The organism is Agarivorans sp. B2Z047, from assembly GCF_023373605.1.
GTDB lineage: Bacteria > Pseudomonadota > Gammaproteobacteria > Enterobacterales > Celerinatantimonadaceae > Agarivorans > Agarivorans albus.
Genome location: NZ_CP088080.1, coordinates 1,412,151 through 1,425,392, shown reverse-complemented (window position 1 = coordinate 1,425,392; position 13,242 = coordinate 1,412,151). Strand labels below are relative to the sequence as shown.

At 46.0% G+C, this 13,242-nt stretch carries 8 protein-coding genes; 3 read left to right on the top strand and 5 right to left on the bottom strand.

Annotation, left to right across the window (positions count from 1 at the left end; genetic code table 11):
* Window positions 1-20: 20 nt before the first annotated feature.
* Window positions 21-2,795 carry a M12 family metallo-peptidase gene (locus tag LQZ07_RS06530; RefSeq protein ID WP_152780160.1) on the top strand — a complete coding sequence of 925 codons (2,775 nt, stop codon included), beginning with the start codon at window positions 21-23 and terminating at the stop codon, window positions 2,793-2,795.
* Between the two features lie 48 nt (window positions 2,796-2,843).
* On the opposite strand, the gene LQZ07_RS06525 is transcribed toward LQZ07_RS06530, so the two are convergent.
* The 3 genes from LQZ07_RS06525 to LQZ07_RS06515 all read right to left on the bottom strand — a co-directional run bounded on the left by LQZ07_RS06525 (window position 2,844) and on the right by LQZ07_RS06515 (window position 5,714).
* Window positions 2,844-3,407, bottom strand: a complete 564-nt coding sequence (locus LQZ07_RS06525; RefSeq protein WP_152780162.1) for a hypothetical protein — start codon at window positions 3,405-3,407, stop codon at window positions 2,844-2,846.
* Window positions 3,408-3,653: 246 nt separating this feature from the next.
* A complete protein-coding gene (locus LQZ07_RS06520; RefSeq protein WP_152780164.1) occupies window positions 3,654-4,514 on the bottom strand; it encodes a hypothetical protein in 861 nt (286 codons plus the stop codon).
* A 252-nt stretch (window positions 4,515-4,766) separates the two neighbouring features.
* Entirely contained in the window at window positions 4,767-5,714 is a 948-nt protein-coding gene (locus LQZ07_RS06515; RefSeq protein ID WP_249483570.1) for a LysR family transcriptional regulator, read from the bottom strand.
* A gap of 278 nt (window positions 5,715-5,992) precedes the next feature.
* Here LQZ07_RS06515 and LQZ07_RS06510 point away from each other — a divergent pair, with 278 nt between their 5' ends.
* On the top strand, window positions 5,993-7,591 hold the full coding sequence (locus LQZ07_RS06510; RefSeq protein ID WP_016400419.1) for a PAS domain-containing methyl-accepting chemotaxis protein: 1,599 nt from the start codon (window positions 5,993-5,995) through the stop codon (window positions 7,589-7,591).
* A gap of 587 nt (window positions 7,592-8,178) precedes the next feature.
* Window positions 8,179-9,966 carry a bifunctional diguanylate cyclase/phosphodiesterase gene (locus tag LQZ07_RS06505; RefSeq protein ID WP_152780167.1) on the top strand — a complete coding sequence of 596 codons (1,788 nt, stop codon included), beginning with the start codon at window positions 8,179-8,181 and terminating at the stop codon, window positions 9,964-9,966.
* Here the strand turns inward: LQZ07_RS06505 and LQZ07_RS06500 are convergent.
* Both LQZ07_RS06500 and LQZ07_RS06495 read right to left on the bottom strand, forming a co-directional pair.
* Window positions 9,963-12,269, bottom strand: a complete 2,307-nt coding sequence (locus LQZ07_RS06500; RefSeq protein WP_152780169.1) for an FdhF/YdeP family oxidoreductase — start codon at window positions 12,267-12,269, stop codon at window positions 9,963-9,965. The genes LQZ07_RS06505 and LQZ07_RS06500 overlap by 4 nt on opposite strands.
* Complete coding sequence (locus LQZ07_RS06495; protein WP_152780171.1) at window positions 12,259-13,203, bottom strand: formate dehydrogenase accessory sulfurtransferase FdhD; 945 nt, start codon at window positions 13,201-13,203, stop codon at window positions 12,259-12,261. Before LQZ07_RS06495 ends, LQZ07_RS06500 begins: the two co-directional genes overlap by 11 nt.
* Between the last annotated feature and the right edge of the window lie 39 nt (window positions 13,204-13,242).

Sequence of the window (13,242 nt, the reverse complement as noted above, 5' to 3'; positions counted from 1 at the left end):
AAATAAGAGAAAACCACAACATGTTTCAAGGAACGAACAAAACTAAAGCAAAGCTAGGAATTTGCCTCGCGGGCTTGCTCGGCTCTGCCGTTGCACAAGCTACGCATACTGTTGATGTGATGGTGCTTTATACCCCTGGGGTAAAAGCCGAACAAAATAGTGCTATCGACACTTATATTAGCCACTTGATCAGCACCACAAACACTGCCTATCAAACTAGCGGCATGGATATTGAAGTACGCTTGGTGCATAGCAGCGAGTACAACAAAGCGGGCGCTACTGCGATGAGTGGCGACGCGCTAAATCAGTTTCGCCAAGACCAAAATGTAAAAAACCTACGCACTGAGCATGGTGCCGACATTGTTACCCTACTCACTATGCCCAGCAACAGTACTTGCGGCTTAGGCTATGTAGGCACTGGTTCCAATGGGCGCTTTGATGGCTATTTCAAAGATTGGGCTTACAACTTTGTGGGTGGCAGCTCGGGCTGTGATTCTCTTACCTTTGCTCATGAGCTTGGCCACAACATGGGGCTTGGACACTCTCGTAAACAAAACAGTTTGGGTGGTGTATATGACTACGGCACAGGCTACGGGGTTGACCGCTCATTTAGTACCATTATGGGCTATCCTCAAGCCTTTAGCACCTATACTCGAGTTCGTCAGTTTTCTGATGCTTCTGTATCGACCTGCCGTGGTTACCCTTGCGGTGTAGACAAGAATACCGCTAACGGCGCTGAAGCTGTGGACGCGATTAATGCTGTCGCTCCCCAGCTAGCGGCATGGTATCCAACCGTCAATAATGGCGATGACAACGGTGGCAACAACAGCGGCGGTGATAATGGCGGCGGAGACAACGGCGGTGGTAATAATGGCGGCAACAGTGAGGACGTCATTTTAGAAGCCGAAAGCGCTAGCTTGTTTGGTTTGTTTAGAACCGGCTCAGATACCGCAGCAAGTGCAGGTGGTTACATCGATACCGCTTTTCAAGGCAATTACTACGACGATACCGTTAGCACACATCGCGCCGAGCTGAAGTTTACCCTCGAAAGATCGGGAATCTATCGCCTAAAAGGCACTGCTTATTCTTCTAGCAACCAAAGCGACTCGTTTTGGCTGCAAGTTGATAATGGTACTCGCCACCTGTGGGATACCTTAAGCACCCCAAGTTACGACGAGATGGACATAAACTCGCGTAACCTTAATGACACCATTGAAGTTGACCTGAGCCGCGGCGAGCACTACATCACGGTTTACGCACGTGAAGATGGCACTCGCTTGGATCAAATCCGCTTAGTTCGCACCGGCGATAGCAATAATGGCGATAACGGCGGTGGTGACAATGGTGGCGGAGATAACGGCGGTGGCGAAACCGGCGGCGAACCAAGCACCATTGTCATTGAAGCAGAAGATGCCCAGCTCTACGGTATCTTCCGCCGTGGCAATGACAGTGCCGCTAGCGCTGGCAGCTACATTGATTCAGCTCTAAACGGCAACTACTACGAAGGCAATGCGGTAAGCGCAAACCGCGCCGAGTTGAGCTTTTATGCCACCGGTGCTGGGCTCTACAGCTTAAAAGCTACCAGCTACGCACCAACTGCAACCGCAGACTCATTCTGGTTTAGCATCAATGACGGTGAGCGCCATCTGTGGGATACCCATAACCAAGCTCAGTACCAAGAGATGGACCTAAACTCTCGCGGCGTTTCAGACACCTTCGAGGTAGAGCTCGCTCAAGGCAATAACACCATTACTTTCTACGTTCGCGAAGATGGTGCCCGCCTAGACCAAGTCCGCTTCATTCCAGTTGACGGAAGCGGCGGTGACAATGGCGGTGATAACGACGGCGGTAGTGAGCCTCCACAACCAGAAACTAACCTTCTGAAAAATGGTGATTTTGAGAGCAGCCAAACCACCAATTGGAAGTCTGGCTACAGTGCCACCACTACTATTACCACCAGCGCTTACAACAGCAACTATGCGCTGCTAAGTAAGAACCGTACCCAGTGGTATCACGGTCCCAAGCAAGACGTGTTCAACGTGGTTCAAGCAGGACAACGCTATTTGCTAACCGCCCAAGTGCGCACGGTATCTGGAACTAGCAAGATTGAATCACGCCTGTTGATTCGCGATGATGCTGGTCATACTTGGCATAAGCTAGGTCAAGTGTCTGGTAACAGCAGCTGGCAAGAGCTAAAGGCAGATTTTACTGTGCAAGCTACTGGCGCAATTCAAAGCGCTGAGCTGTTTTTCTTTGGACCAGACGCTGGCACAGAGTTCATCATTGATGACGCCAAGCTAAACAACTGGCAAGAAACTGAAACGCCAACTGACCCGAGCGATCCGACAGATCCAACCGATCCTGGTGATGGCGGCGAAACTGGTACGGTTTCAGCTGAGTTACTTGTTGCAGTGAATGAAGCCAGAAGCGTCGGCCGCAACTGCGGTAGCACCTACTACGCGGCAACTAATCCAGTGCAATTCCACCAATCCTTGCAACTGGCTGCGCAAGAGCATTCCGACAACATGGCAAACAACAACTTCTTCTCACACACTGGCCTGGATGGTTCTGATTCAAACGACCGAGCCAAAAAGCACGGCTACGACAAATACTGGGCTGGAGAGAACATTGGTGCGGGCTATGGCTCTGTAGCTGATGTGATGAACGGCTGGTTAAATAGCTCTGGTCATTGTAGCCACATCATGAATCCAAATCATGTCGATTTTGGAGGTGCTAGCGCAGAGAACAGTAGTAGTAACTACCGTATCTACTGGACTTTGTTGCTCGGCTACTAAAGTTACATCATTAAAAAACGAGGCTAATGCCTCGTTTTTTATAATCATTTAACCATGGCTCACCATAGCTTGGCTATCGTGGTACTCAGCACGTTTACGCGCTTGAGCAATACAAGCCACATTGTCTACAGGGCGAATCACTTCTATATGTTGAGAATCAAAGCCCATTAAACAATGAGCGCGAGCAAACACCGCTTCCATTAACTCTGCTTCAGCTTGATTGGTGGTGCTAAGCGATAGCATCATATCTTGCTTGTTAGCAATTACCGTTGTGGTTAACACATCCAATAAACAGCTTGGGATGGCGCAGCTGTATTCATCTAAAATGGCTTTGCTGCTGCCATGGCTAATATTGATTGTGCTAGGCTTGTCAGCGCTGGCTTGGCACTGCTTTAAATGGATCTCACAGGCCATCTCTTGGCAGCTCTGATTTAGTTTACGGTAAGTTCCACCAAATTCTTCTACCAAGACAGACAGCGCTTCAAAAAACTGAGCCGCGTCGGCAGTATTATTGCCTAGCAATTTTTGCTCAATAAATGTCGCAAGGGGAGCGTCAATAAATAGGTTGTCTTTGTGTTGGTAACCTTGACCGCTTTGTTGTGTTGTATTCATGGTCAAATTCCTTCTGGTGGTATTTTGTTATTGTTTTATTGGCTAAGTCATTCGTTTAACTAAGCCTCAACTTCAAGATAGCGCGCCACCAAAACAAAATGAAATTGTAGTTTTCAATACAAACTATAGATTTTGTGAATAGTAGTAAGTTGATCCCTCAAATTTGCACATTGGTGACAGTGCTAACTTAGGAAGAACAAACAACGGAGCCCCTGCTTATTGCGCGCCGTTTTGTACCCTAACAATTTAAAGAGCAGGCAACATCGGCAGCGCCTCCGTTAACTGCTGCTGCGATAAGGTATGCATGGTAAACCACTGCCAGTCATTAATAATACGGCTAAACCTGCCAATGCCTACATCACCGTTAGTGGTCCATTGTTGCCAACCCGCTTGTTTATCAAGCCAGTAATCGGAACCGACACTCATAAGGTATTGCGCTTGGTCGCGATTATCAGGGCCCTTGGGATCATCTAATACCAAACGAGCTGCAACTACCGAAATCACCCCGGCTATACGCGATTCACTAATTGCTTTTCGTCCGCTAGATTTAGGCCAAAAATGAAAATTGTAATCCGCTGTTAACGTTACCGAACTGCCAAGCTCTTCTTTGCGCCTGTCAGCCACTTTGTTTTCATCATCAACAAAGTCTTCGCGGTAATAATGGCCATCAACATCAGCAGAAGATTGCAGCACGTACCAAAGGCCATCTTCGCTATCTAATACAAAGCTAGTAAGGTGAGCTATTTGAATTCGAACATTATCAACTGGCTCATTGCCAGCAGCCAAATATGCCTGCCCCCAAGTTAAAAAGGCGCTAAATTCACCAGGGTAATTACCATAACCAACCCTAGGAACATGGGACCAATCATAAGAGCTAGGCACGCCACTTGGTAACATTTGATGCGGCAGACTCATATCGTCACTTAAGCGTTGAGCTAAGGCTGGCTGCAGTGAAACAAGCGCAGGTGACTCCACCTCTAACTGGGTGGAAGTGGTTTGATTTACATGGTTTGAAGAATTGCAGGCTAACAAGCCTCTACTCAACATTACTACCAAGAGAGTATTGCTTGGAGTGATAGGTTTAAGCCATTTTACAAAAGTACGCATAGTCTTATCTCACAGCTTGAGCATTAAATTTAAGCCACGGTTTAAGCAAAGAAACAAGACATAAGCATTTGAATAGAAGGGATAAGCCTGTACTCGCTCCATCACTTGGACTGTTTAATTTGCCACAGCCAACACACCCGTTTTGAGAGCCAGTTCATAAGCTTATTCAAACATACTAATGCCGACTAAAGCTTTGAGAACAATCCAACAATATTGCTAAAAAACAGTAGCGATTAGCAATAATCATAAAGACTAGCGATCTAACACCGTAGTTGAAAACTCAGTAAGCGAACGGCGCAACCATTGGTGGGCTTTCGAATGTTGTAACAAAGGACTCCAAATCATTTTGGTCTCGATAGGTACAATTTGAAAAGGCACCCTTACTATGCGCAGATCGGGGCTGTCTTTATAAAGCATTGCCTGTCGGCGCGGCAATGTAGCCACCAGCTGAGGCTGAGCCACCAACAAACCTGCCAGCGCATAATGGCGCGTATACACCCGAATATTACGAACTTGTTCTAACTGCGCCAAGGCTTCATCTACCCAGCCAAGCTTTTGGCTAGCGGCTTGATTACCAATGCTTGTTTCTGCGCCCCAGCCCGCTCGGTTTAACCAAACATGCTCAGCAGCTAAATAACTGGGTAAATCTAAGTGTTCTACATAAGGATGATCTTTATGAACCAAGCAGCAAAAGTTATCGCGCCAAATGCTCGATTGATGAAAGGTTTTTGGCAAGCTAGTGAAGCGATTAATGGCTAAATCTATCTGGCCTTTTTCCATGTCACCTAAACGAATATCACCAGGCGCATAAATATCGAAGTTAATTTTGGGCGCACTACTAAGCACACTTTGAATAAAAGGAGCCAATAAGGTTGCTTCAATGTAGTCGTTACACATTATTCGAAAAGTAACGCTGCTTTGGGCCGGTGAAAAGTCCTTGTCGGGCTGGGTGATCTTCTCGGCCATGCTTAATAAGCTTACAATTTCTGGCTTTAACTTAGTGGCTTTTTCGGTAGGTGTCATACCCTCTGCGGTGCGCACCAGTAGAGGATCATCAAATAGTTCTCTAAGGCGTTTAAGTGCATTGCTCATAGTAGGTTGAGTAAGCGCTAGCTTGCTGGCGGCTCGCGAAACATTGCGCTCTTCGAGCAACACATTTAAGTAAACTAATAGGTTTAAATCTACTTTTCTAATATTCACAAAAACTATACTCGGCTCAAAAACCATTGGTTAGTTCAATTTATGCAGCTCGCTGCCCACAGTAAAGCTTCACAGCTTAAAAGCGTGATAACACCTCCAAGACAGTAACGCTCAGCTCTAATATTGATTTTGTAAATAAAATCACTGGCTACACTTTTGCTTATAAAACCCACAAATAAAGCAAGCTTTTGTCATATCGCAGCTAAAGCATTTCTAAAGTTAAGTCGATAACAAACTTAGATTAGCTGGCACACCACCTGTTAGGTATAGGAAGGTAGATGAGAAATAATCAACCCATCACTAAGCAAGAGCAGAAGTTCACTTCTAAAGAAGACCTCGTTTCCATCACCGATTTACAAGGTAAAATTAAATACGTAAACGACGCGTTTGTTGCAATAAGCGGCTTCAGCCGTGAAGAACTAATTGGTCAAGATCACAACATTGTGCGTCACCCAGATATGCCGCCCGCTGCCTTTGAAAGCCTTTGGGGCACCGTTAAATCGGGCAACCCATGGCGGGGATTTGTAAAAAATCGCTGTAAGAATGGCGATCACTATTGGGTAGATGCTTTTGTTTCTCCTATCGTAAAACAGGGCCAAACCGTGGGTTATCAGTCGGTGCGCTCAGAGCCTACAGCTGCGCAAGTAAGCGATGCCGAAAAGCTTTACGCTAAAATGCGCAATGACTCGAGTATCAAAATTCCCAAAGCACCGCTGTTCGAACGTACTTCTATTAGCACTATTAACAGCATATTTAGCCTAGTTTTACTGTGTTTTTCCTTGGCCATTGTCTTCATGGCAGACAGCAGCCTACTCAGTGGCTTGGCAATTGGCGCAGCAATATTGCAGGCTAGTTATTGGTTTTATAGCCATCAGCATGTTTATAAAAGAATTCAGTTGATTCAGCAGCATAACCGAGACTTAGCCGCTGGAGATTTTACTCGCCCCATTGCGGTTGATGGCAACTTAGAAATGCTACAAGCCTTAGCTTCGATAAAAATTGTTCAAGCCCGCTATAAAGCTATGTTTATGCAAGTGTCTGAATCTGTGAAAACCATGATAAACACCGCGGACAGTTTGTCTGCAACCAGTAATGACGTGCTGGAAAGCATGCGTACTCAAAGCAGCCACACCACGCAAATAGCAACCGGTATGAATCAAATGTCGGTAACCGTAGACGGGGTAAGAGAGAACGTACAACATACCGCCGAAACCACCCAGTTTTTGAGTAAAACCGTTGACGAAGGTGACCAAGTAGTAGCGGATGCCTTAGTCACCATGCAGCAATTCACCTCTGAAATGGCCAGTACCACCGAGAAGATTAAAAACCTTGCTCAAGAGAGCCAGCAAATTAGCTCGATTACCGACACCATTAGCAGTATTGCCGAGCAAACCAATTTACTGGCATTAAATGCCGCCATTGAGGCAGCACGAGCCGGGGAGCAAGGCCGTGGTTTTGCGGTAGTAGCAGATGAAGTACGTAATCTAGCCGCCCGCTCTCAAGAAGCCACCAAAGAAATTCAAACCATGTTAGAGCACCTTTCTTCAGGCATTAGCAGCTCTGCCAGTACTATCGACCACAATAACAACTCGGCAAACCAAGCCTTAGAGAAGGTAAGTCTGTCTCGTGAGAAATTTGTTCAAATCACCGAAGGGGTTGAGCAAATAAACCAAATGAGTACTCAAATCGCCACTGCGGCGAGCCAACAAAGTGTGGTTGCAAATGAAATGGCTAGTAGTATCGAAAGCATTAGCGCCCAGGCATCTAGCACCGAACTAGAGGGAGAGAAGTTGCAAAATAATGCCACGCAGATAAACCAAAACTCTCTAAACCTACAAATACAAATTGATGAATTAGAGCTAGCACAAAAGGGCTAGCACAATCAGTAATAGCAAATAAGAAGGAACTTAGGCTGCTTACTAGGTTCCTTTTTAAGGTCTCTTCAGCATCTAAAATTAGGCTATTAGCTATGAACTATAAGCTTTTATTAAATGTGATAATAATTTGGGATTTTGCAGACAAATAAACCGTGCGTTTCGGCTAAGCTAGCGGCACTTTTTAGCGCTAGAAATAGCATAAAACCTTTAAAACGTAAGCTAGCTCTATGTTTCGCAAACATAATTCACTTGTGAACTAGTAGATCCTAGAGATCCTTAGCTATGCTTTTATTGCAAGCAACTAACTCTTCTGATTTTGCTGCAATACTAAGCAAAAGCGTAAGCTGTTAACGCTCACCCAAAGCAATGATACCGATCAATCGAGCCAGTGCACTCAACGAGGTTTAAGCAGAGAAATTCTTATCAATAATAATGAATTAGAACAGAGCAACGAAAGAGATAGAGCCAACCTGTTATACGACAACGCATTTTCTGGCATTGTAATCTCGATCATTGCTTCCAGCTTTTTAGTTTTTGCCTTCAATATTAGTGGCACTCAGCAGTTTAAACACGCCTGGTGGGTAGTAATGACAAGTTTATTACTTATCCGATTGCTGGATTGGCGAGTATGGAAACACCGCGAACAGCATAAGGCTTTTAACGGTAGAAAAGCCATTCGGCGTTTCATATTAGGCGCAAACATTACCGCTATAATGTGGTCGGTTTACATTCTCAAAGTTATTTCTAATCCACTAAGTGGTGATATCGATTTAAGCACTCATATTATTATTATTTCGGCCATGGCCGGCGGCTCTGCCACAGTGCTGGCTGGACACAAATATACCGCCATGGCTTATGCCTTTATTTTGCTAGCTCCACCCTCTGTAGGCTTAATGTTCTCTGGTATCTACGAGCGCCAAATGCTGGGTATTCTGGGCGTGTTATTTGGCATTGTGATGGTGGTGATTGCTAAAAAAAATGCCGAGTTTACCGCCCAAGCGGTGTTACTAAAAAACCAAAACGCAGTATTGGTTCATCATATGGAAGAAAAGGTAGAGAGGCGTACCCACACCATTTATGAGCTGTCGAACCTAGACCCCCTCACCGGTTTGTTTAATCGTACTGCCTTTTTGCAGCACTTAAAGCTTCGCTTACTAGAAGCCAAACAACAGCAACAGTCGTTAGCGGTTTTGTTTATCGACTTAGATGGCTTTAAAAAGATTAACGATGCTATTGGCCATGATACTGGCGACCAGGTATTGAATAATACCGCGCAGCGCCTAAAACACCTTTGTCATAATCATCAACTGCTGTGCCGCTGGGGTGGTGATGAGTTTTTACTTGCTATAGAAGATTGCGATGAATCACTCGCGATAAGCCGCTCAGAAGAGATTATTCAAACCCTATCTGCAGCTTATACCTTTGCCAATAATCGTTTGTCAGTTGGTGCTACGGTGGGCATCGCGCTTTATCCGCAGCATTCACAAAATGAGCACAGCCTAATTCGTCTTGCCGATACCGCAATGTACGCTCAGAAAAAACGGTTACCCTCTACGGTTGGCGTTTTTTCTGACCAACTAGAAAAACAAATTCACCGCGAATTACTGTTAAAAGATGGTTTAAGCCAAGCAGTAGAAAAAGATCAGCTGCATTTGGTTTACCAACCGATCATTGACGCTAATGATTGCCAAATAGTCTCCTTTGAGGCGCTGCTGCGCTGGCGCTTGAATGATGAGATGATCCCGCCCGATGAGTTCATCAGCATTGCCGAGCAATATGGTTTGATCCGAAAAATTGGCCAATGGGTATTAGAGCAAGCTTGCCAAACCGCCAGCAGTTGGGCACAGCGACACCCCATCGCCATTTGCGTAAATGTATCGGTGGCTCAATTAGAAGATGATGACTTTGTAGACATTGTGGAAGCCGCACTGCAAAGCAGTCAGTTAGCACCGGAGTTGCTGCACATCGAAATGACCGAATCGGTATTTACCAGCGACATTGGTTTATTGGCCGAGCAAATTAAAGCGCTGCAAGACAAAGGAGTAAAAGTATCGATTGACGATTTTGGTACTGGTTACTCTTCGCTTTCCATCATGCAAGATTTAGCGGTAAATGTTGTTAAAATCGACCGCTCTTTTGTGGAGCGTATTGATACCAATGGCTATGCGATTATTACTGCAGTGATGCACATGGCCAGAGCCCTGAACTACTCGGTAGTGGCTGAAGGCATAGAAACCCAAAGCCAAATGAATATCCTGCGAAGCCTTGGAGTGGATTATCTGCAAGGCTACTACTTTGCTAAACCCTTGCCTATTGACCAAGTTGAACAACTAATTAGCGCTGAGCAAACTCCTAAATTATTGGCAGAGTCTTAAGCAGACCTAGTATCAATTGAAGATTGATTAGATGCACTTAGCACAATGGCGACCGATTTAGAGGTTGGCGTATCACTAAAATCCCCTTTGCTAGCTAGCGGCACCAAAGGGTTTGCCTCGGGAAAATAAGCCGCGGCATTGCCCTGAGGAATATCATAGGCAATCAACTTAAAGCCACTCACCTTACGCTCTACTGTATCAGGCCAGAGCGTTTCTATATCCACCAATGCGCCTTCTGTAAAACCTAAAGCTTGAATGTCTTTAGGGTTAATCAGTAGTACTTTACGTTCGTTATAAATGCCACGATAACGATCTTCTAAACCATAAATGGTGGTGTTGTATTGGTCATGCGACCGCAAGGTTTGCAACACCAATACTTGGTCTTCACTTAATGCACGCACTTCGGCGGGTAAAACATCATCTGGCAGAGGATGACTAATAAACTGGGCTTTGGCGGTCGCGGTATTCCACTCTCTACGACGCGCACTGTTGCCTAGGTAAAAACCACCTGGCTGCTGTATTCGTTGATTAAAGTGCTCAAAACCTGGAATGGTCTGCTCGATATAGTCTCGAATCTTGTCATAGTCTTGCACACAAGCTAACCAGTCGATAGGCGAAGCGCCTAATACGGCGTTAGCAATGCCGGCAATAATCGCCGGCTCAGAGCGCATATCATCGGCACTTTCATCCACCAAACCGGCAGAGGCATGCACCATAGAGAATGAGTCTTCAACAGTTACTTTCTGTGGCCCCGCAGCTTGCATGTCGACATCGGTGCGGCCAAGGCAAGGCAAAATAAGTGAGTATTTCCCCGGTGTTACATGAGTACGATTAAGCTTGGTGGCAATGCTCACGGTAAGCTCACAGTTTGCTAACGCTTGCTCGCTTAGGCCGGTATCTGGCGCTGCAGCCACCAAATTACCACCTAAGCCAATAAACACTTTGCTCTGGCCCTTTAACATTGCTTCGATGGCCTGCACAACGTTGTGACCAGGTTTGCTTGGTGGGGCAAAGCCAAACACATCTTCAATACTTTTCAGAAATGCTGCGTTGGGCTTTTCGTTAATGCCCATGGTCCGGTCACCTTGCACATTTGAATGGCCACGCACCGGACAAACACCGGCCCCCTCTTTACCTATTTGGCCAAACAATAACTGCAAGTTGGTGATTTCGTTTATCGTTGCCACCGAGTGTTTATGCTGGGTAATTCCCATGGCCCAAGCGATAATGACTCGCTCCGACTGCTGATAAATATCAGCAACACTTTCTAGCTGCGCTTGGCTAAGCCCTGATTGCTGTTCAATATGCTGCCAAGAGCTTTGTTCAACCTCAATTAAGTATGCTTCAATTCCCTGCGAATGCTGTTCAATAAACGCTTGGTTAAACACGCTATCACCATGGCGTAAAGCTTGTTGATGACGCTCTAACAGTATTTTTACAATGCCACGAACCGCCGCCATATCGCCGCCAAGTTTTGGCGTAAAATAGTGACTCGTTGTTGGGCTGGCAGCTCCACCCAGCATTTCTACCGGCTTTTGAGGATTGGCAAAACGCTCTAAGCCGCGCTCTTTAAGATTATTAAAGGCCAGCACTTTTGCACCACGTTGCGTGGCGTGAGCCAAGGTTTCGAGCATTCTAGGATGGTTAGTTCCGGGGTTTTGCCCAAACAAAAAGATCGCATCGGCCAGCTCAAAGTCTTCAATGGTAACCGTTCCCTTACCTATGCCAATACTGGCAGTAAGCGCATGACCACTGGCTTCGTGGCACATATTGGAACAATCAGGAAAATTGTTGGTGCCATAACGGCGTACAAACAACTGATATAAAAATGCCGCTTCGTTGCTAGCTCGCCCAGAGGTATAGAATTCGGCTTGGTCGGGGCTGACTAACTGATGTAGGTGCTCGGCTATCAACGTAAAGGCATCATCCCAAGAGATGGCTTGATAATGGTCACTGCCCGGCGCAAAAACCACTGGCTCGGCTAGGCGCCCTTGGTACTCCAAAAAGTAGTCACTTTGCTTGGCTAGCCACTGCACTGAGTGTTGGGCGAAAAAACTAGCGTCAACCCGCTTGGAAGACGCTTCCCAATTAACTGCTTTTGCGCCATTTTCACAAAAGCGAAAAGTGGCTTTGTGTCCCTTCTCGCCCCATGCACAACCGGGGCAGTCAAAGCCGTGGTCTTGATTGGTATTGAGCAAATTCTTGAGATTTTTAGCGACGTTTTCGCTTTTTACGAGATGCTTCGCGGTGCTAGCTAAGGCAGCCCAACCTCCCGCAGCACCTTGATAAGGTTTATGACTCATGCTGGGACCCACCCTCTTTACTTATTCGCCATGGAGCGTGATAAACATTAAATTGGCTGTCTTTAGTAAAGCCAATTAAGGTGATATTAAATTGTTTTGCTACCGATAATGCCAAGCTAGAAGGAGCTCCAACCGCCACCACTACCGGTATATTGGCAATCAGCGCTTTTTGCATTAACTCAAAACTCACTCGACCGCTTAATACCAAAACGCTGCAAGCCGCCTGTTGAGACTCCAACAGCAATTGGCCTAACGCTTTATCTAATGCATTGTGCCTACCGATATCTTCGGCAACACTAAGGAACTTGCCATCAGCCCAAACACCTACACCATGCACCGCACCACTTTGCTTAAACAAGGGTTGATGTTCTTGCAGCAAGCTAGGCAACTGATAAATAAGCGATGCGGCTAGCCACTCTTCTTGCATGTTTAATTCAGGCTGCTGGTTTAAAGCCAAGGCCTTAACAGAGCTCGCGCCACACAAACCACAACTCGAATAGCTGGCAAAATTACGCTCTAGTGCCGCCCAGTCAAATTGGCGTTGCCGATTGAGTTGTATCTCTAGGTGATTGTAATCTTCAACTTGCGCAGCCGCAGCTCCTTGAGCAAAGCGAATATCGTCTATGTCGTTTAGTGACTCTATAATATTTTGGCTTTGCAAAAAGCCCAGAACCAAGGCCACGTCGTTACCAGGTGTGCGCATGGTAAGACTAAGTGGCCGCTGCTGATATTGGTTGGTGCGTTGGCAAAACCATTGCAAAGAAAGCTGCAAAGGCTCTTCTATCGCTAAACAATCATGCTGAACTTGCGTGGAATACGCAGCTTGAGCGGAAAAGCGCTGAATACCTGTCTGCAAGCTAGCCTTAGCAGTAGCGCTAAGTTCTTGCACTACTTCTAATCCAAGATTCGAATGTTGCTGCTTAGGCTTTAGCATTTCGCTCCTACTTAAAGGGGTAATACCAATCTTACTAAG